Raw genomic sequence first — 23,636 nt, forward strand, 5'->3', positions numbered from 1 at the left:
TTAGCGGGGGCTGATCCCCCAAGGTTCGTCTTATTTGGCTCGAAGCTGAATATCGTCGATTTCGTCGTCTTTGAAAGCTACACCTTCGACCTTCACGTTGACCTCAACCACGCGAAGCCCTGTCATGCTCTCGACAGCTTCGCGGACATTCTGTTGAAGCATGCGGCACACTTCATGTATAGGCGTCTCGTAAAGCACGATAATCCGCAGGTCGATCGCTGCCTCCAGCTGCCCTACTTCTACCGTAACACCCTTTTGCACATTTTTGCCGCTCAGCCGCTTCGCCCAGCCCTCGGACAATCCACCGGACATGGCTGCAATACCTGGGGTTTCCAAGGCAGCCAATCCGGCAATTTTCGAGACGACATCATCCGATATTCGAATCAAACCGTTATCCAGTTGAAGTTGTTCCGTCATGCCATTTCCTCCTTCACCTCATTATCCGTTATTGTAAATGGTAACGGGCCTAAAAAGCAAATGCTCGCTTCTGAAAAGAACGATAATTTTTCGAAAAATTTGGGTATATTGTAAAAAGCGATACGAGAATCGTCGTTTTCGCTCGCAAGTACTCATCAGTACATAAACCATAAGGTAGGTGTCGGTTATGAAGAAATGGCTCAATCCCGCGCTTCTGATCTTTACCTTTTTGCTTAGTGCGCTGGGACATTTTGCGAATTGGAACTTCACGCTCCAATTCATTCTGTCTGCCATCGCGGTTATTTTTGTCGCCGGTTTTCTCGGCAAAGCAACGGAAAGCGTCGCGCATTACGCCGGCCAACGGCTCGGGGGATTCCTGAACGCTACCTTCGGCAACGCGGCAGAGCTGATCATCGCCATCCTGCTGATTAAGGAAGGTTTGTACGACATGGTGAAAGCCAGCATCACCGGCTCCATTATCGGCAACCTGCTGCTCGTCCTCGGGCTCAGCCTGTTTGCCGGGGGCCTCAAATTTAAAATCCAGAAATACAATGTGACGCTGGCTGGTCTGAACGGATCCTTGATGACGCTGGCCATTATCGCCCTGTTCATCCCTGCGGTCTTTCTGAATACCCACTCCATTACGGAGGGTGAAACCAAGACGCTCAGCCTCATTGTGGCGGGAATTCTGATCGTGGCCTACATCGCATGGCTTGGATTCTCGATGATCACCCATAAAAATTATTTGGCGGATGTCAGCGACGACCACGACCAGGATGCGCTCCCGCACGAACACGGTCCCACTTGGTCCAAGAAGCGCTCGATTCTGTACCTTGTCATCGCCACCGTGATGGTTGCGTTTGTCAGCGAATGGCTTGTCGGGGTGCTTGAGCCCATCAGTCACGAATATGGCCTCAGCGAGCTGTTCATCGGGGCCTTCCTGGTAGCGATTATCGGGAACGCCGCAGAGCATAGTGCTGCCATCATGCTTGCGATGAAGAACAAAATCGGCGCGGCCGTAGAAATTGCCGTCGGCAGCAGCCTGCAGATCGCCCTGTTCGTTGCTCCCGTGCTTGTGTTCATCAGCTTCTTCCTTGGGGATACGATGGATCTCGTCTTCACCACGCTGGAGCTGGTCGCCATCGGCGTCGCCGTATTCATAGCCAGGTCCATTACGCAGGACGGCGCCTCCAACTGGTATGAAGGCCTGCTGCTGCTCGCCGTATACGTCATACTGGGCGTCTCCTTCTTCCTCGTATAAACCTTGGAGGCGGTGATTGCCACGGATTCAAATCTAATCGAAAAGCTAGAAAAAAACGCATGTCGCGGGAGCGCGACATGCGTTTCTCTATGTATGCGCCTGTACGAGTACAGGCTATTTGGATTGATTCATGGCTTCGTACAGGACCGCCAGATTGCGTTCAAGCTTGCTGATCAGCTGCTTTCCCGTACTTTCCGGAAGAAGCCCGGCCCGCACCGCGAAATCAACCTCTTTTGAAAAACCGTACATTTGGGTATCCAGCACTTCCTCATAGAGAGGGCAATAACGGGTCGCCAGATTCTCCATCTGTACTTCAATAAGCTTTAGGATTTTATCTGCATCTTCATGAAGAAGACTGATCGCTTTGAGATTCAGCTGTTCCTGTAAATCAGATGAAGTCATGATCTTCCCCCCTATGTCAAAAATCACAGCACAGTTACTATCTTTAATATTAGTCGAAATCGTTTCTCAATACAAGGACCTGAACAAAATAGACCCCTTCTCTACGAAAAAACACCCTTCCATGGATTGAAAGGGTGTTTTTGGCGAATGTTATTCAGCCACGACGGATACGTTCAAGCCATGCTTGGTGAATACGTCGATCATTGCTTTTTTAGCTTCATCGGCATCAGGACCATGTACATGCAGTTCATAGCTTTGGCTGTTGACAAGCGTTGTGAACAGACCCAGGATGCTCTTAACATCAATGTACTTGTTCTCCGCCTGCAAAACGATGGAGGATGTGAACTGGCTGGCTGTTTGCGAAATTTCTACGATAGATTGATTGTTATTGGACATACGAATCCCTCCGTAACTTTAGGATCTGAATAAAGCTCATCACTGCACCTTCATGATACATTGAATCCGTTTTCTTATGCAACATTTTTTCCAATCTATTTAAGATTTTCCGGATTTAATGCTTCCAGTTCTGGAATAACGAATAGGCCATCCTTGCGGATCAGGCGATCATCAAAGTAGATTTCCCCGCCGCCGTACTCCGGACGCTGGATCAAAACGAGATCCCAGTGAATGGAGGATCGGTTGCCGTTGTCTGTTACATCATATGCTTGGCCTGGCGTAAAATGCAGGCTTCCTGCAATTTTCTCATCGAAGAGAATATCCTTCATCGGTGTCAAAATGTACGGGTTGAAGCCGATGGCAAATTCGCCGATGTACCGCGCACCCTCATCCGAATCCAGGATCTCGTTCAGCCGCTTCGTGTCGCTCCCTGTTGCTTCGACGATTTTCCCGTTTTCAAAGCGGAATTTAATATTTTCGAAGGTGACTCCATTGTAAAGAGTCGGTGTGTTGTAAGCGATCGTCCCGTTAACCGAGTCACGAACGGGCGCGGTGTACACCTCGCCATCCGGAATGTTCTTCTGGCCGGAGCACTTTTCCGCGCCGATGTTTTTGATCGAGAAGCTGAGGTCCGTTCCCGGTCCCACGATGCGAACCTTGTCGGTATTCCTCATCAGCTCGGCCAAAGGATCCTGGGCGCGGTCCATTTTGGAGTAATCCAGATTGCACACATCGAAGTAGAAATCCTCAAAGGCCTCCGTGCTGGTGTTGGCAAGCTGCGCCATGCTGGCGTTCGGGTAACGGAGAACCACCCATTTGGTGCGCTTCACGCGCTCTTCGCTATGTACGGGATGCGAGTAAAGGGCATTGTACAGCTTCATGTTCTCTTCGGGCACGTCAGCCATATCGTTGACGTTCTCGCCTGCGCGGATGCCGATGTAACAATCCATTTTTTTCATGCGTTCAAGATCCAGCTCTGCCCACAGCTCAAGCTGCTCCTTATTTGCGTTCTTCAACATCGCTCGCTGGACCGTACGATCCGTCAATTGCACGAACGGGCGGCCGCCTCCCTTCGAGACCTCCTCGATAATGGCATTCAGCAGATCGCGCTCGGATCCGATCATTTCGATGAGCACATTTTCCCCTGGCTGCATATCCACGGAGTAGTTCACGAGATTCTGAGCCAATTTTTGAATTCTGGGATCACGCATATGTCTTATCCTCCTTATGATGACTGTTCCCTATTGTATAAATTGAACAGCGGTAAATTTATATTATTGTAGCACGCCGGGCAGCCTCGCGTCAGCGCTCATCGTGAAAAATTTTTTAATGGCTCAATAACCGGTAAACGTAACATCCGACAGCAGTGTTTCGGTACGTGTTTTGCCTTGTTCGTCCACAAAGGATAACCTGCGCTCCATGGTCATCTTGGTAGGCAGCTGGCTTTTTCTGTTAATGGTTACATGACAGACCGAAACGGCATCCGCCTCATTCAGCATGTTTTTCATTTCATGGTAGTCCCTTTCCCAGATTTCCTTCAGCCGCTTGCGAACCTTCGGATCGTCGCTGTATAACGGGTCGTCTTTGCGTTCAATCCGCTCAGCCAACGCCTTCATCTGATCATCCAGCGACTCCCGCACCATATGGGCAGCCGCCTCGGGCGACAACTCGACACGCAGCACCTTCGTTCCTCTTGCGGCCCCCAGTTCCCGGGTTACGGTCTTCTCCGACTTGCCCATGTACTCCAGCAATTCCAGCGGATTTAACCGGTTCATCCACATTCCCCCGGCATGCTCCGACGAGAGCGTGCTCCACTTGCCATCCTTTCGCTTGAGCGTCACGGTAAGTTCATTCGATTTATATGCCGACTCGGCAGACATCTTGTCATTCTTTATAACGGTGCTTCTCTCTTTTGAAGATAAGGTCAGGTCGGAATGATGCCGCAGATTCCCTTCAAACGCCAGGCTTTCCTCAAACGGTCCTGTTTCTCCGCTCCGAATCGCCGTTTCTCCTCGAAAAGAGAAATTATCGATGCCGGACAGCCCCGACAAAGCACGGTTAAACGCTTCTTCGGCAGTCAGCTGATCCTGCCAGGCGCATCCGGTTAAGCCAAAAATGAATACCATCATTGCGATGACGCTTCGTAACCTTCTGTTTCGCATAATCATCAGCCTCTCGTTGATCTTGCTATTAGGCTATCCGCGGCCCCTTACATTATGCAGATTACAGAAAAAACCCTGCAGCCTCTCTTAGCTGCAGGGTATCTAATCCATTCCGATCTCGGCTTCGGCCCTCTCCACGACGATCCGGTTGCGGCCGCCATTTTTGGCTTCGTAGAGCGCCATATCCGCCCGATAGAAGAGCGACTCCACGCTGATCTTGTCATTGGTCCAGTTCCACTCGGAAATCCCGCAGGACACCGTTACGCGCGGATCGGTCTCTTCGGCCACCCGTAAGCGAATCCGTTCGGCCACCTGCACCGCCTGCTGAATGCCGAGTCCCGGCAAATACACCGCAAGCTCCTCACCGCCCCAACGGGCTGGGATATCGCTGTGACGAATGGTTGTTTTTACGATGCTGCTGACCTGCTTCAGAATCTTGTCCCCCCGCTGGTGCCCGAACGTGTCGTTGACCAACTTGAATTCGTCGATGTCCACCACGATGAGCGAGCCGCAAAAATCACGATTCTGGCATTCATGGATTATTTCATCCAGATAATGTCTGGCGTACAGTTCGGTCAGCATATCCCGGTTAGCCATTCTTCTCACTTCCGCATGCAGGAAGGCATTCCCGATCGCCAAGCCGATATGACTTGTCAAGGCTTGAAGCAGCCGATAGCTGTCGTACGAGAAATAATGCCGCTTCGCATGGGTGAGCAGGACGACGCCCCTCACCTCGCCGTTAACCATTAGCGGAGTAGCAATCATCGAGCTGGACCGCGTGCTCTCCATCAGCCTGGATTCTGCCGGACGCTCTTCCTGATAGTCTGACAGAATGAGCGGCTCCTTCGAATGATAGACGAGGCCCCCCAGGCCGTAGTCCTTCTCGAAGACCTCCTTGGCCAGCCACTCGGCGTTGCAGGATACCACCTCTAGACCGCCAAGCTCCTCATTATGGATCAGAATGCAGCAGTAATCCGCCTCAAGGATCTTGAGCAGCTCATGATTGGCGAATTGAAATATCTCCGCCAAATGCAAGCTTTTGTTCAGCCGCTGGGTCAGCTCATTAATCATGCGGAGCTCATGAATCATCAGGTTGGATTGCTCGTACAGTTTGGCGTTCTCGAAGGCGGTGCCTGCGGCATCGGCCATCATCCCCAGCAGCTCCAGATCCATATCGGGCAGTTCCGACTTGTCCACTTCAACGTGAAGCACCCCATAGACGCCCTGCTTGCCTCCCATGGGAATCCCGATCTCCACCAGCGTGTCAGGTTCTTCATGCTCATGAATCGTCAGGGAACCTTCCATAAAGGTGCGAACATAAACCTCTTCCTGCCAATGATGGAGCAGCAGCGGACGCACGAGCGGATGAACGCTTTCATGGTCCTGTGACATAAACAATTCGACTTTCGCCTTGGGATACAGAGCCAGGACGCTATCAATAGCCTCCACCAGCACGCTGTCCACATTGATCTGCACATGCATCCGCTTCACGTACTGAAACAAGATGGAACGCCTCTGCACTTCACGTTCGGCTTGGCGGTGGACCTTCTCCAGGTCATCCGCAAAGATGTACTCCATCTGGCGGTAGAAGCAGGAACGGAACAGCAATGCGTAAGTTTCCGTCAGCATGAGCGACTGCTCCGGCTCCATCCTCCCCGAGGCAACGCTGACCATCACCGCAAAAAAATCGCCATGGACGCGCGTGAACAGCGGGACAGCGCACAGCACCCTTCCCTCAAGCGAACCCTTGCCCATGCCTTGGGCGGCTTCTTTCGAACGGAGCGTATGCGTCAGCGTCTCATCCTCGCTTGCATGAACGTATTCCGTTATTTCGGGTGCCCCTGTCAGCCAAGCTCCCTCATGAGAAAGAAGGGCCCAGCTTAATTTCCGCATCGCCTGCGTGCCAGCGCTTTCTCTTAGCCACTCCAGATAGCTGTCTGATATGAGAGGCTGAATATAAGGGAAATCATGAGGTGTAATATCCAAGCCCTGAAGCCATAGACGAGGCTCGTTTCCAGGAATTGGCCCGGCATCATTGAACATGACCGCAGAACCGGGAGAGCTTTCATACACTTTCCGTTGTTCTTCTGACATATTGGGCGCTCCTTTGCACCATTATAAAAGGCCTATCCAAGACTGGCGTTCCGATTCATAATGTAAGGATCCATTCGGCTGCCGCATGGCGGCAACCCGGCTGTTCAACATGTTGGGGAATGATAATCACCAAAAAATACTACGATATGTAACTAGATAATTGCTACTACTTATTCCAATATCATATTACTCTTTTCTACCCATTTTTGCATCAGAATTTATGCGTTTTTCACAATAATTTTAGGTCCATGGTCCTATCGACAAAATTAGACAAAAACCAAGTTATAGTAAGTTGCAGGTTGAACTTGACTTTATATCATTACTTCATATAATATTTATTGTTGAGTAAGAATGCAATGCATTCGATGAATTTGGGCGGGTTGTGTCACCCTCACGTTATTTGTTACTGACAGGACAGCGGCTGAACTTTCCTGGCAGATCTTCCGGAAGATGACGGATAGAGCAAACAAATACGGCGCAAATAGAGCCCTAATGAAACTTTAATTAAAAAGGAGTCTATATAACATGGCACGTTACACCGGTCCTAAATTTAAATTAAGCCGTCGTCTGGGAATCTCCCTGAGCGGTACAGGTAAAGAATTGGCAAAACGCCCTTTCCCTCCAGGTCAGCATGGTCCTAACCAACGGAGAAAAGTAAGCAACTACGGTATGCAGCTTCAAGAAAAGCAAAAGCTGCGTCACATGTACGGCTTGGGCGAGAAGCAATTTAAAACCCTGTTTAACAAAGCAACTGGCATGAAAGGTATCGCTGGTGAGAACTTTATGTTCCTGCTTGAGAGCCGACTGGACAACCTGGTTTACCGTCTTGGCTTCAGCAACTCCCGTGCGGGTGCTCGTCAATTGGTAGCTCACGGTCACGTGACTGTGAACGGCAAGAAAGTCGATATCGCTTCTTACGCTGTAAGCACTGGCGATGTAATCGGCCTTCGTGAAAGAAGCCGCAGCCTCTCTTCCATCAAGGAAGCTTTGGCTAACCGCGTGCATCTTCCAGCTTACCTCGAGTTTGATGAAGCAGCAATGGAAGGGAAATACATCCGTCTTCCAGAACGTTCCGAGCTTTCCCAAGACATCGACGAGAAACAAATCGTCGAATTCTACAACCGTTAAGATTCATTCGGAACCCAAAAAACCTGAAGGCCCTGGCCTTCAGGTTTTTTTGTTGGGCGCGGATCTCTTCGAATCAAAAGGCTCCGCCTTAAACCAGGGGCCTTCAAAGCTTTTTTCCCGTATGAACTTGGCGGCATATGTATTGCACCCTTCCCAAAAAAGTCATTCTTCCTCAAAAAAGGACACCCTATATAGGTACACATGATTCAAAACCTTCGATTTATGCTATAATAGGTGCGTTAAAAGGAGGAGTATACATTCATGGTTGAGGAGAAAAAACAAGAGCCTGAACAACAGAAAAAACCGCGAAAACGGTCCTTTCTGCGGGTGCTGGGATCCGTCATCGGATGGCTCTTTGTGGTAGGTCTGATGGGCGTTTTGTTCGCCGGAGGAGCCGTAGCCGGTTATGTAACCTCTATTGTCGAGAATGAGCCGGTACGATCGCGTGCGCTCATTGAGAACACGGTGAACGATAATGCCATAACGGGCTTTGCCTACTTCGCGGATGGCTCACCGATCGGACAGCTTAGAACCGAAGAAGACAGACGACCTGTGGAGTTCAAGGAGATTCCCCAGCTTGTTAAAGATGCCGTCGTATCCATAGAAGACAACCGTTTTTATACACATAAGGGTGTTGACATAAAAGGTACCGCTCGCGCCGTGAAGGAACGCGTGTTGAATGAGCCGGTTCAAACCGGCGGCAGCACATTGACGCAGCAGCTGGCCAGGCTTACTTTTTTAAGTCGTGACAAAACGGATAACCGTAAGGTAAAAGAAATGCTGCTGGCCATGCGGATGGAGCGCTTCTTAAGTAAAGACCAGATTTTGACGGCCTACTTGAACAAGGTTCCATACGGCAACGGCTCGAGCGGATATCAGCTGTTCGGGATCAAGGCAGCGGCAAGAGGAATATTCAACATCAACAATCTGAATGATCTGAATGTGGCCCAAGCTGCATACTTGGCAGGTCTTCCGCAGCTGCCATCCTCCTACTCGGCCTTCAACGGCAAAGGAGAATTTGATGAGAAATCGTTCAACCGGGCCATAAACCGCCAGCACCGCGTGCTGGCAAGCATGCTGGAAGAAGGTAAAATAACGCAAGCCGAATACGATGAGGCCAAAGCATTCGATATCAAAAAATCGCTGGCTCCTCGCACGCAGAAAGCCTATGTGACTTATCCTTATCTCATGATGGAAGTCGAACGTCAAGCATCGAACATTCTGATGCAGCTAAGCCAGGAAGCTGAAGAGAACGCAAAAGGCACGCAAGCGAACTCCGATCTGATGGACGCTTCCCGTGCTCAGCTGAGCACCGGCGGATACCGTGTGTACACCACCATCGACCGGACGCTCTACAAGACCATGCGTTCCATTGCTGAGGATGACAGCAACTACTTGCCTGACAGCGCCGAAAAAGGAATGGAGCAAACCGCCGCGATGATGATCGACAACAAAACCGGCGCCATTCTCGGTATGATTGAGGGCAGGGACTTCAACACGGAACAAATGAATTATGCTACGCAAATGAAACGGCAGCCCGGATCTGCCATGAAACCTATTGCCGCCTACTTACCGGCACTTGATACGGGGGCGATTCAGCCTGCCAGCGTGGTGGACGATTCACCGATCATCTTAAAGGACTACAGCAAAGTATTCCATATCCCTAAAAACTCGTACACCGGGTACAGAGGATTGATGACGGCAAGACAGGCGCTGAACGATTCGACCAATACGGTGGCACTCAAGCTGTTTAACAACACGGTCGGCATTGAGAAGGCCTGGGAGTTTTCCAAGAAGCTGGGCATCACTACCTTGGAGGAAGACGATTATAATGCCTCAACCGGCGTACTGGGCGGATTGCATTACGGCGTGACCGTGGAAGAGCTGACGAACGCCTACAGTTCCATCGGCAATCAAGGCAAATTCACGGATGCATTCATGATCGAGAAAATCGTGGACTCCAAAGGCAATATTGTTTATAAACACGAAGTAAAGCCGGAGCAGGTATTCTCCGAGCAGACAGCGTACCTCATGACGGATATGCTGCGTACCGTCATTACGAACGGAACCGCCAGCAAGGTCCGGGATACGTACAAGAAATTCAATGAGGTTCCCGTCGTGGGTAAAACCGGCTCCACCCAGAACTACGGGGATGTTTGGTTCATGGGGTACTCGCCCGATGTTACGCTTGGCGTATGGGTCGGATACAAGGAGCAAAAAAATACGCTTGTCGGCGACCAGCGCAAACACGCCCAGGCCATCTGGGCCAGAATCATGAACGAAGCGACGGACGTGAAGCCGGAGCTGTTCCCAACCAAATCGTTCGAGAAGCCTGAAGGCATAACGTCCAAGACGGTCTCCGCTTACAGCGGCAAGCTGCCGACTTCCTTAACGGACAAATTCGTAACGGATCTGTTCAACGCGAAGTTCGTGCCTACCGAAAGCGATGACGGCATCGCCAAAGCAAAATACATTACCTATCGGGGCGTAAATTATATTCCACAGGAAGCAACGCCTTTGGATATGTTGAGAGAACAAATCGTAATCAAGCGCGAAAAGCCGATTGACGAGCTGATTGTAGAACTCCAGAACGCCTTGAAGGTTATGAAAGGTGAAAAGAAATCGCTGGAATCCTATCTTCCGCAAGACGCGAAAAAAGGAATGCCAAGCAAGGTCGACCCGAGAACGGACGACGGCAAGGCCCCTACTCCACCGAAAAACGTACACTATTCGGTGGGCAGCGGTTCCATCAGCTTTAATGCCAGCGGATCGCCTGATGTTGTCGGATACCGGCTCTTTAAGTCCGTGAACGGCAGCCCGTACACACATCAAGGTCAGGTCATTCTTGGCGACGAGAGCCTTGTCTTTTCAGGTCTTGGAGCTGACGGTGTATTTACGACCTATTACGTCGTCGCCGTTGACGTAGCCGGCAAGACGTCTGAGCCAAGCGCTATTGTGGGCGGCACAGCATCTGGATTCCCATTACCGGGCGACACCGAAACGAACCCGGATGACACCATCGACCAGCCTGATGACGGCATCGCCGAGGAAGAGCCCGGTATCGATCCCGGACTTGGGAATGAAGGCGCGACGACCGTACCGTCTGCACCTGGCCAGCCGACACTCACAGCTACACCGGAGGGTTTCCAGGCCAATTGGAGCGGAAACGCTCCGGAAGAAGAGGTCATGGTCTACAATATCTATATCAGTCCGAACAGTGACGGGAACTACCAGATTCTCGGCTCCAGCAAGAGCACGGAGTTCTACTATACCTCGGGCAACCCGATTGGCGGCACCTTTAGAATTACTGCCGTCAATCCGATTGGTGAATCTGCAGCTTCGCCAGCCGTATATTTTGAGAAGAAATAGATCGTTTACGTAAAAACCAGCCCTTCTACAGACATTACTCTGTGGATGGGCTGGTTTTATTTTTAACTGGAGACAACGCTCTGAAATAAAAAAAGAGCCGGCCATGAACATGGCGGTTAGCCATCTTCATGCCAGCTCTGTTATGATCTGCTTATTAATCTTCGATCGTGGATAGATCGCCAGTCGGCAGATCCAGTTCCCAGGCTTTCAATACGCGCCGCATGATCTTACCGGAGCGCGTCTTCGGAAGTTTATCCTTAAACTCGATTTCACGCGGGGCGGCATGGGCGGAAAGGCCTTCCTTCACGAAACGATAGATTTCATCCTTGAGCTCCTGAGAAGGCGTATAGCCCTCACGCAGGGAGATAAAGGCCTTAATGATCTCGCCGCGTGTTACATCAGGCTTACCGATAACGCCGGCTTCGGCTACGGCCGGATGCTCAACGAGCTTGCTCTCCACCTCGAATGGCCCGATTCGCTCCCCGGACGAATTGATCACATCGTCGATTCTGCCCTGGAACCAGAAGTATCCATCCTCGTCCATATAGGCCGAGTCGCCGGAAATGTACCAGCCCGGAATACGGAAATACTCTTGATACTTCGCTTCGTTATTCCAGATGGTTCTCATCATGGACGGCCAAGGTGTCTTGATGGCCAGGTTCCCCATCGTGTATGGAGCAACTTCTTTCCCGTGATCGTCCAGGATCGCCGCCGTAATGCCCGGCAACGGGCGCCCCATGGATCCCGGCTTGATCGCCATCCCCGGATAGTTACAGATCAGCTGTCCTCCGGTCTCCGTCATCCACCATGTATCGTGGATACGCTGCTTGTAAGCCTTGTGTCCCCAACGCACCACCTCGGGGTTGAGCGGCTCGCCAACGGACAGCACGTGCCGTACATGGCTCAAATCATATTGGTCGATGAGATCGGAACCTGCCCCCATCAACATCCGGAAGGCAGTCGGAGCGCTGTACCATACCGTTACTTTGTTGTTTACCAATGTGCTGTACCAGTCCTGCGGGCTAAAGCGGCCTCCGCGAATGACATTGGTCACGCCGTTCAACCATGGCGCAAAAATACCGTATGACGTACCGGTTACCCAACCCGGGTCCGCCGTACACCAATATATATCGTCTTCCCTTAAATCCAAAACAACCTTGCCTGTATAATAATGCTGCACCATCGCGTTCTGCACGTGATACACGCCCTTCGGTTTCCCGGTTGAGCCTGATGTATAGTGCATGATCAATCCGTCTTCCCGCTCGAGCCATTCAATCTCCAGCTCGCTGGATGCGGCTTCAACTTCCTTGTGGTAGTTTACTAGGCGCGGATCCTCTTCTTCCACTTCGCCAACGACAAAAATATGCTTCAGTTCGGGCAGCTCATCCCGTTTCACCCGTGACAACAGCGCAGGCGTCGTAATCAGCGCAACCGCTCCGCTATCCTCCAAGCGATCCTTTACCGCCGTCTCCATGAACGCCTCGAACAATGGGCCTACCACGGCACCAACCTTCAAAATACCAAGCAAACCGGCATAGAGCTCTGGGCCGCGCGGCATAAAGATAAATACCCGATCGCCTTTGTTCACGCCATATTTGCGCAGCACATTGCCGAACTTGTCGGATTTCTCTTTCAATTGCGCAAAAGTAAGAGTCTCCTCGCGGGCGGCGTCACTGTACAAGAGTGCTACCTTGTCTCCTCGTCCCTCCGCTACATGACGGTCGATTGCCTCGTACGCCATGTTTACTTTACCCGTCTCATACCAAGTAAAATGTCTCTCGATTTCGTCCCATGAAAATTCGGAGCGTGCCTGCTCGTAACTCTTCATATTGGAATGTGATACTTCACTTGGCAATATTTCGCTATGCGTTTGATTCATGATAACATCCTCCTCATTCTCAAATCGGTCTCCTCATAGTGGACAGCGCTTACAAAATGATTGAATGAAACATACATTTTACACATTGCGGCGGGTTATCACGTTGTCACAGTCATCGAGTCATTAACCCTTGGAATTCGCAAGGAAACATATCGTTAAGTACGATACAATTGTGAAGGTTTTATGTCGAAAAGATTATATCATAGCTTTTGTTTGCCTGTCATTGCTTTTCATTTTTTTATTTTTTTGCTATAAGTAGGGTATGGAATTGAAAGGAGCGTAACGGATGGAACACTGCAAGGTATACCAGTCTCATGTTTTGTTCCCTGAAGACCGCCGCCTGATCATCGAAGGACCTGTACCTCCCGAGCAGCTATCCGAACTGACCATGCACCCTGATCTCAAGGCTTTTCGTCGTCCTGCGGAGCAGCATGAGGCTTTGGTGGAAATTGCAGGCCTGCCCGAAGGCAGAATCATCATCACGAGAGACCGAGATATGATCGTAGGATACGTAACGTTTCATCACCCGGATGAGCAGGAACGCTGGTCTGAGGGCAATATGGAAGATTTGATCGAGCTTGGTGCCATCGAGGTTGCGAAAGACTACCGTTCCCTAGGCCTTGGGCAGCGGATGATCAAAACCGCATTCGAGGAAGGCCAGATGGAGCGCTACATCGTGTTTACAACCGAATACTACTGGCATTGGGACCTAAAAGGCAGCGGACTTAACGTGTGGGATTATCGCAAAATGATGGAGCGCTTAATGAAAGTCGTGGATATGGAATGGTACGCAACCGACGATCCGGAAATCTGCTCCCATCCCGCCAACTGCCTCATGGTCAAAATCGGACGGCACGTGCCGCTTTCATCGCAAGAACAATTCGACCGGATCCGTTTCAGACAGCGGTTTATGTATTAATTCGATTCTCAATAAAACAAACTCCCCTGGGCTTTGCTCAGGGGAGTTTGTGTATCTTTCGCTCATGCCGGATTAAGCATAACGAGCGCTTCCTATCATTTGCTGCTAGAGTTTGCCCAGCATATAGTTCACGATTTCATGAGAACGCTTGGAAGCTTTTACAGTAAATTCGGGGAAGTTGACATGCGCAGAACCGTCGGCCTTATCCGACATGGATCGGATCACCACATAAGGCACGCCGTTCATGTAACATACCTGGGCAACGGCAGAGCCTTCCATTTCCGCGCAAGCCCCGTTCAATTCCTCGTAGAGCGTCTGCACCGTATCGCGGCTGGCAATGAACTGGTCCCCGGACAGAACCTTCCCTACGATGTAATGATTCACCGCCTGCTCTTTGCAGGCCTCCTCCGCCAGCTGGATCAAAGAGGCGTCGGCGGGAAAATCGGACAGCTCCTGATACGGGATCACCCCGCGTGCATAGCCTAACGGCGTCACGTCCATATCATGCTGCATGCATGAGGAGGAGATCACGATATCGCCAATGTTGAGCTCCGGATGCAGCGCGCCCGCTACGCCGGTAAACAATATTTTGGAAACGTCGAAGAAGTCGATCAAGATCTGCGTGGTGACCGCTGCATTGACCTTGCCCACCCCGCTCTTGCATACGACGACCTGCTTGCCATGGATCGTTCCCGATGCATAGGTAACTCCTGCCTTAACGGTTGTTTCTTTATTCTCCAGTTGACCGAGCAGCAGCTCCACTTCTTCGTCCATCGCCCCGATAAGGCCGATCACCTGTGTTGTCATGTCGATATCCCTCCTGATTATAAGAGCGCATAAAAAATCCCACCAGAAAAAAGCCCCTTAAAACCAGGAGCTTTTCTCGAATCCATCTTGTTCATCTAAACGCTTGGTTTCAAGCAGCCTATTCGTTCACATGGCTGACCGAGAGGCGAAGAATCGTTTCATGCGGCAGAATCACGCGAGGATTCTCCACATTTTCCTTCTTCATCAGCTTGGTAAGCAAACGCATCGCTACGGCTCCCAGATCATACATCGGTTGGGCCACCGTTGTCAGCTGTGGGCGTACCATCGAAGCCATCCGGATATTGTCTACGCTGATGATCGAGAAGTCATCCGGCACTTTATAGCCTTCATCCTGAATGCTATGAATAGCGCCAATCGCCATCTCGTCGGTAGCGGCAAATATAGCGGTTGGTTTCTTCTTGAGGCCCAGGAAGTACTTCATCGCTTCCACGCCGGACTCATAACGATAGTTACCGATCCGCACCAAATCCTCTTGATACTCGATGCCTGCCGCTTCCAGCGCTTTTTTGTAGCCTTGGAAACGAGCATAGCCGTTTGCCGGATCCTGCAGCGTGCCGCTGATCATAGCGATCTCACGGTGTCCGTGCCGAATCAGCGTGTTGACCGCATCAAACGCAGCCTGTTCATGATCGATGTCGACCGAAGGATAAGAACCTCTCTCATCGCTGGTCGCACAGAGAACAATCGGCACAGCCGATGTCTGGAACGCCTGGATATGCTCGTCCGTCACCGTTCCACCCATAAACAACAGCCCGTCCACTTGCTTCTCGAGCAAGGTGTTGATTACGCGGATTTCCTTTTCCTTACGTTTGTCGGCATTACACAAAATTATATTATAGTGATACATGTTAGCAATATCCTCAATACCACGGGCAATCTCCGCAAAGATCGAGTTTGAAATGTCAGGGATCACAACGCCGACGGTTGTGGTCTTCTTGCTGGCCAGGCCTCTGGCTACCGCATTCGGACGATACCCTAAACGTTCAATCGCTTCGTATACTTTTTTCCGGGTCTGAGGCTTAACGTTCGGGTTATTGTTTACAACCCGGGATACCGTCGCCATGGAAACGCCTGCTTCGCGCGCAACATCGTAAATGGTTACCGTCAAATTCCTTCTCTCCATTGCCAATAGATTTTCATTCGTTCAATACCAATTGAATTTATGATACGACAAATTACTGCTTTGTGCAACGACACGGCATCATATGCCGTCCAATTGAGCTTTCAGCGCTTCAGCCGTAATATGGGAATGGGATGTATGCCAGACTGGCGCTCCTTCTTTCACAAGTATAACTTGCGGCGATTCGTGTTGGATGTTCAGAGTTTCGGCAGCCTGGCTCGACACCGGTCGGTCCGCAATGACATCGATCCACACATAGTCGATCCGCTCGTTCGGCTGGTCCTCAAGGTAAGCTTGCACTTCCCTGTAGGCTCCGGCACTAATTGGGCATCTGGTACTACTATGTTTGAACAAAAGCAAGTGCTTCCGATCGGAAGATTCCAGCGTGCTGCGCAGCTCTTCTATAGTAGTCATTTTCGTCAACGTCGCCATAGGATATACATTCCCTTCATTGTATTGAAGTTCCTATCCTCTATCCTAACAAAAAGTGCGTGAAAAATCCAACAACCACGAAAATTTTCTGAAAATTATCTTGCATAATTGCTCGAATTTTCAGGAATGAGAGATTTTATGGTGCTTAATTGCTCGAGACGCCCCTCAATTTGTCTCATCCAGTCGCCGTCGGCCAGGCTCTGGGCATAACGAAATAGATCCAACAGCATATTAATGCGCTCGTCAAACACTTCCATGCAGCGCGCCTGCCATTCTGGTGACGAATCATCATCGTATGTACGGAACACTTCACGAAGAACATATGCGGCTTCATTGACATCTGCGAACGAAACGCGTATTCGCTCGGTCTCATTGTTAATCGATGCGAGATAGCGCAGCAAATCCGGTTTAATAAGAGGCAGAAGCTCATACTTCCTGCAGGCCTGACAGGCATAAACAGGAACATCACATATCCGAGTTTTTCTTTCATGAATCAGCTTTCTTAATTCCAATTTCATACTTTGTCCGCAGTTGCAGGTTTTGAACAAAATGCCCACCCCAAATCCTATCACGTAATCTAAAACCAACAGTCCTATGTCACAAATCTGTCACCTGAATTAGTTCTATTCGACTATCATACCAGAGAATCCTGCAAATTTGTGATAATGCTTTATTTACCAGAACTGTTTTCAAATGTTCCTTCTTCGGACGCTTCCATGAAACTCCTCTCCATATTTGTTACAATGAATACAGTCTTAAAGGACCGAATGCGCAGCGTTACGGTTTTATCAAGATTTTTGAGAAAGGAGCTAGGCCAATTATGCGATTGACTGGAAAAAAGGTTATAGCGCTTGTAGATGAAGAATTCGAGGATTTGGAGCTATGGTATCCCGTTTACCGGGTCCGCGAGGAAGGGGCGGAAGTCCATCTCGCCGGGCTGGAAAAGGGTAAAACTTACACCGGCAAATATGGCGTACCGGCTCAGGCCGAGTATTCGTTTGAAGAGCTGAACAGCAAGGATTATGACGGAATACTCGTACCGGGCGGCTGGGCGCCGGACAAGCTGCGCCGATATGATAAAGTGCTGCAACTGGTGAAAGAAATGAATGAGGACCAGAAGCCGATCGGACAGATCTGCCATGCAGGATGGGTGCTGATCTCCGCCAAAATCCTGGACGGAGTTACCGTTACTTCCACGCCGGGAATCCGCGACGATATGGAAAATGCCGGTGCGATCTGGAAGGATGAGGCGGTCGTGACCGACGGACATATTATTTCCGCACGCCGGCCTCCGGATCTTCCGCCATACGGCAAAGCCTTCTGCGATGCGCTGGCACAGCAAGGCAAATAATTGCTCCTTGCCCCCATATACAGAAACAGCCGCCTTTGTCACCAGGGCTCCCTGGTGAGATAGGCGGCTGTTTTTTTATGCTCATATAGCTTGTCCATTAAAAAAAGAAGACTGAAAAAAGTCGATGATCCCTATCTTAACGGTTAAGACGCCGTGCTGTCCGTCCCGTTGGTTCCGTTCAGATAACTGCTCCGTTCGGCAAAAGCGCTAAGACGTTCTTCGACAGCGGAGCTGGTACGCAGCTTGAAGCAAGCCGCCGCCTCTCCTTTCGCTTCTGCCGCATTCGTATTCAAAATGCGATGCTTCACGCGGAGCAGGGATTGCGGAGACATGCTCAAATCCTTAACGCCGAGCTCAAGCCAAAGCGGAATCGCTCTTTCGTCTCCTGCCAGTTCTCCGCATACGCTGACTGGAATCCCTGCCCCGTGGGCAGCCTCCACGGTCGTCCGGAGCATGCGCAAAATGGCAGGATGAAACGGATGATACATATGCGCGATCTGCTCATTCATCCGGTCCACAGCCAGAACATACTGAACCAGGTCATTGGTCCCGATGCTGAAGAAATCGGCCTCTTCCGCCAGCAAATCCGAGATCGTGACCGCAGCAGGCACCTCGATCATGATGCCGACCTTGATGTTCGGATCATAGGCGATGCCGCGCCGGTCCAAATCAGCCATGGCACGCCGCAGCACGGCATTGGCCTGCTTGACTTCTTCTACCGATGAAATCATCGGATACATGATTTTGACGCTGCCGTAAGCGCTCGCTCTCAGAATCGCGGTAAGCTGGGTCTGGAACGGTTCGGTTCGGTCCAAGCTGATGCGGATGGCGCGGTACCCGAGGAAGGGGTTCTCTTCTTCCGGAAGCGCGAAATAATCCAGCTGCTTATCGCCGCCAATATCCAGCGTACGAATCACGACGGACGCCTGGCCTGCGCTCTCCGCAACCAGTTTATACACTTCGAACTGCTCTTCCTCCGTCGGGAAGTTGTGCCGGTCCATATACAAAAACTCCGTTCGGAACAATCCGACTCCCTGCGCGCCGTTCTTCAGCGCAATCTCCATTTCCTTAACGGAGTTCATGTTCGCGGCCAGGTTAAAGTATGCTCCGTCCTTCGTTACCGCATCAACGGCTGCCAGGAGCTGCAGCTGCTCTTTCTTTTTCCGCTGTTGGTCCCGGATGCCTTCATACCGCTCCACGATGAGCGTGTCAGGCTCCAAATAGAGCAACCCCTCATCTCCGTCCACCACCAACTGCTGTCCGGTCTGGATCGGTTTATCCAGCTTGTTCTCGATCCCCGAAACGAGCGGTATGCCCAGCGCGCGGGCCATGATCGCCGAATGAGAGGTCTTGCCGCCGGTCATCGTCACGATACCAAGAACGTGGGAAGGGTTCAGGTGAACGAGCTGCGACGGGGAGAGCTCCTTCGCAACCAAAATATAAGGCTGCGTATCGGCCGGGAGCTTCACTTCGGGTGCACCAAGAAGATGCTTCAGCAGCCGATTGCCGACATCCTTAATATCAAGCGCCCGCTCCTTCATGTACTCGTCGTCCAGCAGATCGAACATGGATACGAAATGATCGATCGCCTCTTTTACCGCCACCTCGGCAGCCTTGTACTGGCGCTCAATGATCCCTTGAATTTCGTTCATGAACACGGGATCCTCCAATATGGCCAGATGCGCGTCAAAAATCTGCGACTCCTCGTGCCCCACCATTTCCTTGAATTCGTTCTTGATATATTCAATTTCATTCTTGGAGGTTCGTATGCCTTCATATAAGCGCTCGAACTCTTTGGCTAAATCGACAGCGTCCATTTCGGAATCCGGAAGATCCAGCTCCCAATGCGGCAGTACGAAAGCCTTACCGATAGCTACGCCTGTTGCTGCGCCAATGCCTTGTATCATGATTCTCTACCCCCAGCATTACTCTCATTTAATACGACGGACATGACAGATGACTGTCCTCTCTTCACGGTCTTGAACGGAGCATAGCTCCAGGATCTTACTTTATCGGGATTGGTGATTACCATTGGCGTGGCCAGCGATGCGGCATGCGTCTTTAAATACGCCAAATCGAACTTGACCAGCAGTTGCCCCGGTTCAACGGTATCCCCTTCGCTGACCACAGCCGTAAACGGTCCCTTCAACTGGGAAGTGTCGATCCCGATATGAATCAATACCTCAAGCCCTTCCGGCGTTGAAATCCCGATGGCATGCATCGTCGGATACACGTGCATGACCGTGCCGTATACCGGTGATACAAGCTCTCCTTTTTCCGGTATGAAGGCGACGCCGTTGCCGACCAGCTTCGCGGCAAAAATATCATCCGGCACTTCGTCAATCGGAAGCATGCGTCCCTGTACGGGCGCGCTGAACAGAACGCGCGGCAAATCCTGCTGCATCAGCTTGTTTATCTCTTCACGGATGAGCTCGGAATACGTCCCGAACACCACTTGCACGTTCCCTCCGCCCAGCTTGATAATGCCGGCTGAACCGAGCAATTTCAGTGCGTCAGAATCAATCTGACGATCATTGTACACGGTCAATCGCAGACGCGTCATGCAGGACTGCACCTGAACGATGTTGTCTTTGCCTCCAAGCGCCTCCAGAATGAGCGGCGCCTGATAGGGAATATCGCCTGCCCGGCCTTCCAGCGCCGAGCCCTCCTCGCGCCCCGGCGTGGGGATTTCGAAGGTGCGTATCGCCCAGCGGAACAGAAAATAGTAGACGATGCCGTACACGGCCCCGATCGGTATGATGATCCAGGCGTTCTGCGATAAATGGAAGTTGAGCACGTAATCGATGAATCCGGCCGAGTACGAAAAACCGTGATGGATGTCAAATGCATAGGTAAGGACCATCGCGAAACCGGCCATCAAGGCGTGGAGCACATACAGATATGGAGACGCAAATAAAAACGCGAACTCGATCTGCTCCGAAACCCCGGTCAAAAAACAGACAAGCGCGGACCGCATAAACGTCTTTTTCACTTTCGGCTTCAGATCTTCACGCGCTTCCTGGATAATGGCAAACGCGATCGCCGGCAGGGCAAACATCATGATCGGGAACAAACCGGCCATGAAGTCGCCGGCCGTGGGATCCCCCGCGAAGAACCGAGGCAGATCCCCCTGCACGACGGTACCATCCTCCGTCTCGTAGGAGCCCAACTGAAACCAATACACATTGTTTAACAAATGATGCAGACCGAAGGCCGTGAGTACGCGGTACAAAATTCCGTATAGAAACAAACCGAAAGCTCCCATATGTACGGTCAGATCATAAAAAGCATCTAACCCGCGCTGCACAAGGGGTGCTGTCCCCAGCATGATCCAAGCGAATATCGTTGAGAACAATCCCATGAACAGCAGTACAAATCTGGAGCCTCCAAAAAACTGTATGGCTTCGGGAAGCTTAATATGTTTGAACCGGTTATACACGTAACCGGACATTACCCCAAATATAATGCCGATCAAGGTCGAGGGCTGTACGCTCCCGTCTCCCAGACGGGATATGACCTGATCATAGATGAACATGCCGGCAAGGGCGGCGAGTCCGGCGGGACCCCCCTGATTCGAGAGTCCCCATGCGACGCCAATGGCAAATAAATACGGCATGTAATAAAACACCCCATGCCCCGCTGCCTGAGCGATTTCGCCCAAGGTTCCGAAGCCCCAAGCCGACCATGGCAAACTCCCCACGCTAAGCAGGAGAGCTGCCGCCGGAAGCGCCATAGTAGGGAGCATGACTGCTCTGCCCAGCTGTTGCAACGATCCCAACCAATTCAAGGCGAGCCCTCCTTTCTATCCTTGATGGTAAGCGCTGCGCCTGTTTTTGTCAAAAAGAATTAAGGGCAAATGCCCACAGCAAAAGCAAGCCCTGCAAACAGAACGGCGACAGAACCGGACCATGTCCAGTCTGCCACCGGCTGTTTTCTACGCAAGACTTGCCTATTCTTCCGAAATACGCTTTGAAGTTTAACGGCCGCCCAATGCGATGGAATCCTCGACCTTGATGCAGCGGTCCATAATCGCGATCATGCCGCTGCTTTCGGCGATGGCCGCCGCCTCCTCACTGATGATTCCCTGCTGCAGCCAGAGCACCTTCGCACCGATCTCGGCGGCTTCCCGTGCTACATCGGCGCAGTATTCGCTGCGCCGGAACACATTGACGATATGGATCGGCTCGGGAATGTCCTTCAGGGAAGGATAACTTTTCTCGCCGAGGATTTCGGTTGCACCAGGGTTTACCGGGATGATCCGGTATCCGCGTTGCTGCATCGCGGCAGAAACCATATGGGATGTGCGGTCCGGCCGATCGGACAGGCCAACGACAGCGATATTGCCCGCATTTCGTAAAATATCCGCGATTTCTTCGCGCGTAGGATTTTCAAATGCCATGGTTCATGACCACCTTTCCGTTCCTTATCGATGAGAATCTTGTCCTATTCCTCTATTTTACCCATTCTACATCGGCGCCAAGCGCCTTCATGTGATCAAAATATTGCGGGTACGACTTGGCTACATGGTGGGCGTCCTTGATCCGGATCGGCTGTCCTGCGCGCAGCCCGACCACCGTGAGGGCCATGATCACCCGGTGATCGTAATGGGCATTGATCTCAACCCCGCCTTCGACGCCGTCCGGACGGCCATGAACGATAATCTCGGCCTGGCGCTCCTCCACGTTGGCTCCTGCTTTACGCAGTTCGGTCAAATAATCCGTAATCCGGTCGCATTCCTTGTAACGGAGATTCTCCACGTTGTAGAACCGGGAGGTTCCTTCGGCAAACACGGCTGCCGCCACCATCGCGAGCACCGCGTCCGTCGCCGCGTCTCCGTCGAATTGGAGCGCCTTCAGGGTGCGGTTGCCCTGCACATGGACATTTCCGTTCTCATGGGTGAGCGGAACCTCCATCATTCGAAGAACGTCGATAATGGCGCGCTCGCCCTGCTTGCTGTCCTCCGACAGATTGCGGATCGTTACATCGGACTGCGTAACCGCGGCAGCCGCCAGCACGGCAGCAGACCCCGGATAATCGCCTTGAACCGTATAGGTCTTGGCTTCGTAGGATTGCCCTCCGGGAACCCGGAAGAACGTATAGTCGTCCGCTGCGTGAATCGTAATGCCGGCCTGCTCCAGCACTTCCAGGGTCTGACCGATCACGACCTTGGATTTCAGATCTCCGGTAACGGTGATCTCGCTGTCTTCGGCAAGCAATGGAGTCAAGAACAACAGGGCGCTTAAATACTGCGAGCTTACTTCGCCAGAAACGGTGAGCTTGCCGCCCTTCGGTTGGCCGCCGCGAATGGTGATGGGCAGCCTGCCATCGTTATGCTCCACTTCCACGCCCAATTGGCCAAGGGTCTCAATGAGATCGTCATGAGGACGCTTGCCCAGTGATTCCGGGTACGCATTGACGAAGGTAACCTCTTTAGACAATGCCGTTACGCCCATCAAGAAGCGCAGGACGGCACCGGCGTTGCCAACGTTCAGCTCCTTCACATCCCGCGGCGATTTGCCAAAGCCCGTAATCACGGCTTTTTCCTCGTCCTCCTCGATCACGGCTCCGAGATCCCGGATACAGCGTCTCATCGCGTCGCTATCCTCGCTGTGGGCAGGATAATAAATCGTGCTCGTTCCTTCCGCTAGGGCAGCCACAAGCAGGTAACGGGTGGTATAGTTTTTGGAGGACAGCGCTCCGATCTCCCCTTTTAATATAGGCGTAGGCCTGACGATAACATCCATCGTATGTATCTCTCCCTTGTATATAGTGTTGCGATTACCAGCATTACAATCTCCCTAGGATAAATTGACAGGGAAAGAACCGCTTGGTTATCATAGTTCATGTGAACCGGAAAATCAGATCGTTTGCGATCTTA

Annotated in this window: 20 protein-coding genes; 5 read left to right on the top strand and 15 right to left on the bottom strand. The window is 51.4% G+C overall.

Features of this window, described 5'->3' with window-relative positions:
- Positions 1-30 precede the first annotated feature (30 nt).
- Entirely contained in the window at positions 31-417 is a 387-nt protein-coding gene (locus AC3RCL_RS20710; RefSeq protein ID WP_009589611.1) for an Asp23/Gls24 family envelope stress response protein, read from the bottom strand.
- A 187-nt stretch (positions 418-604) separates the two neighbouring features.
- Between AC3RCL_RS20710 and cax the strand changes: the two genes are divergently transcribed.
- A complete protein-coding gene (cax, locus tag AC3RCL_RS20715; protein ID WP_015734317.1) occupies positions 605-1,678 on the top strand; it encodes a calcium/proton exchanger in 1,074 nt (357 codons plus the stop codon).
- Positions 1,679-1,792: 114 nt separating this feature from the next.
- On the opposite strand, the gene AC3RCL_RS20720 is transcribed toward cax, so the two are convergent.
- The 5 genes from AC3RCL_RS20720 to AC3RCL_RS20740 all read right to left on the bottom strand — a co-directional run bounded on the left by AC3RCL_RS20720 (position 1,793) and on the right by AC3RCL_RS20740 (position 6,732).
- Complete coding sequence (locus AC3RCL_RS20720; RefSeq protein WP_009589686.1) at positions 1,793-2,080, bottom strand: Fpa/YlaN family protein; 288 nt, start codon at positions 2,078-2,080, stop codon at positions 1,793-1,795.
- A gap of 150 nt (positions 2,081-2,230) precedes the next feature.
- A complete protein-coding gene (locus AC3RCL_RS20725) occupies positions 2,231-2,476 on the bottom strand; it encodes an HPr family phosphocarrier protein (protein WP_009589671.1) in 246 nt (81 codons plus the stop codon).
- Positions 2,477-2,571: 95 nt separating this feature from the next.
- Positions 2,572-3,687: an aminopeptidase gene (locus AC3RCL_RS20730; protein ID WP_015734316.1), complete on the bottom strand. Its 1,116-nt coding sequence runs from the start codon at positions 3,685-3,687 to the stop codon at positions 2,572-2,574.
- 123 nt (positions 3,688-3,810) lie between these two features.
- Complete coding sequence (locus AC3RCL_RS20735; protein WP_492531683.1) at positions 3,811-4,638, bottom strand: hypothetical protein; 828 nt, start codon at positions 4,636-4,638, stop codon at positions 3,811-3,813.
- A 102-nt stretch (positions 4,639-4,740) separates the two neighbouring features.
- Positions 4,741-6,732, bottom strand: a complete 1,992-nt coding sequence (locus tag AC3RCL_RS20740) for a sensor domain-containing diguanylate cyclase (protein ID WP_492531685.1) — start codon at positions 6,730-6,732, stop codon at positions 4,741-4,743.
- A gap of 525 nt (positions 6,733-7,257) precedes the next feature.
- On the opposite strand from AC3RCL_RS20740, the gene rpsD reads away from it, so the two are divergent.
- The gene (gene rpsD, locus AC3RCL_RS20745; protein ID WP_100536080.1) at positions 7,258-7,860 is read left to right on the top strand and encodes a 30S ribosomal protein S4; all 603 of its coding nucleotides are present in this window, start codon (positions 7,258-7,260) and stop codon (positions 7,858-7,860) included.
- Positions 7,861-8,121: 261 nt separating this feature from the next.
- Positions 8,122-11,229 (top strand): transglycosylase domain-containing protein, encoded by a 3,108-nt coding sequence (locus tag AC3RCL_RS20750; protein ID WP_375121002.1) that lies wholly within the window; start codon positions 8,122-8,124, stop codon positions 11,227-11,229.
- Positions 11,230-11,383: 154 nt separating this feature from the next.
- Here AC3RCL_RS20750 and acsA read toward each other — a convergent pair whose 3' ends face one another.
- The gene (gene acsA / locus AC3RCL_RS20755; protein ID WP_096773127.1) at positions 11,384-13,108 is read right to left on the bottom strand and encodes an acetate--CoA ligase; all 1,725 of its coding nucleotides are present in this window, start codon (positions 13,106-13,108) and stop codon (positions 11,384-11,386) included.
- A gap of 286 nt (positions 13,109-13,394) precedes the next feature.
- Between acsA and AC3RCL_RS20760 the strand changes: the two genes are divergently transcribed.
- Positions 13,395-14,027 (top strand): GNAT family N-acetyltransferase, encoded by a 633-nt coding sequence (locus AC3RCL_RS20760; RefSeq protein ID WP_492531688.1) that lies wholly within the window; start codon positions 13,395-13,397, stop codon positions 14,025-14,027.
- A 105-nt stretch (positions 14,028-14,132) separates the two neighbouring features.
- Here AC3RCL_RS20760 and AC3RCL_RS20765 read toward each other — a convergent pair whose 3' ends face one another.
- The 4 genes from AC3RCL_RS20765 to AC3RCL_RS20780 all read right to left on the bottom strand — a co-directional run bounded on the left by AC3RCL_RS20765 (position 14,133) and on the right by AC3RCL_RS20780 (position 16,925).
- The gene (locus AC3RCL_RS20765) at positions 14,133-14,834 is read right to left on the bottom strand and encodes a 5'-methylthioadenosine/adenosylhomocysteine nucleosidase (RefSeq protein ID WP_492531690.1); all 702 of its coding nucleotides are present in this window, start codon (positions 14,832-14,834) and stop codon (positions 14,133-14,135) included.
- Positions 14,835-14,952: 118 nt separating this feature from the next.
- Positions 14,953-15,963, bottom strand: a complete 1,011-nt coding sequence (ccpA, locus tag AC3RCL_RS20770) for a catabolite control protein A (RefSeq protein ID WP_015734310.1) — start codon at positions 15,961-15,963, stop codon at positions 14,953-14,955.
- A gap of 93 nt (positions 15,964-16,056) precedes the next feature.
- Positions 16,057-16,407 (bottom strand): bacillithiol system redox-active protein YtxJ, encoded by a 351-nt coding sequence (gene ytxJ / locus AC3RCL_RS20775; RefSeq protein ID WP_492531693.1) that lies wholly within the window; start codon positions 16,405-16,407, stop codon positions 16,057-16,059.
- A 95-nt stretch (positions 16,408-16,502) separates the two neighbouring features.
- Entirely contained in the window at positions 16,503-16,925 is a 423-nt protein-coding gene (locus tag AC3RCL_RS20780; protein WP_492531695.1) for a hypothetical protein, read from the bottom strand.
- A 302-nt stretch (positions 16,926-17,227) separates the two neighbouring features.
- Here AC3RCL_RS20780 and AC3RCL_RS20785 point away from each other — a divergent pair, with 302 nt between their 5' ends.
- Complete coding sequence (locus tag AC3RCL_RS20785; RefSeq protein ID WP_015734308.1) at positions 17,228-17,758, top strand: type 1 glutamine amidotransferase domain-containing protein; 531 nt, start codon at positions 17,228-17,230, stop codon at positions 17,756-17,758.
- Positions 17,759-17,901: 143 nt separating this feature from the next.
- Here the strand turns inward: AC3RCL_RS20785 and ptsP are convergent, their stop codons facing one another.
- From ptsP to aroA, 4 genes are all read right to left on the bottom strand, one after another.
- Positions 17,902-19,665 carry a phosphoenolpyruvate--protein phosphotransferase gene (gene ptsP, locus AC3RCL_RS20790; protein ID WP_492531697.1) on the bottom strand — a complete coding sequence of 588 codons (1,764 nt, stop codon included), beginning with the start codon at positions 19,663-19,665 and terminating at the stop codon, positions 17,902-17,904.
- Entirely contained in the window at positions 19,662-21,545 is a 1,884-nt protein-coding gene (locus AC3RCL_RS20795) for a glucose PTS transporter subunit IIA (protein ID WP_036665939.1), read from the bottom strand. The genes ptsP and AC3RCL_RS20795 overlap by 4 nt, the downstream gene beginning before the upstream one ends.
- 189 nt (positions 21,546-21,734) lie before the next feature.
- Positions 21,735-22,157, bottom strand: coding sequence for a CoA-binding protein (locus AC3RCL_RS20800; protein WP_096773123.1), 423 nt, complete (start codon positions 22,155-22,157; stop codon positions 21,735-21,737).
- A gap of 52 nt (positions 22,158-22,209) precedes the next feature.
- A complete protein-coding gene (aroA, locus tag AC3RCL_RS20805) occupies positions 22,210-23,502 on the bottom strand; it encodes a 3-phosphoshikimate 1-carboxyvinyltransferase (protein ID WP_096773122.1) in 1,293 nt (430 codons plus the stop codon).
- Between the last annotated feature and the right edge of the window lie 134 nt (positions 23,503-23,636).

Source organism: Paenibacillus sp. MT86 (assembly GCF_058792535.1).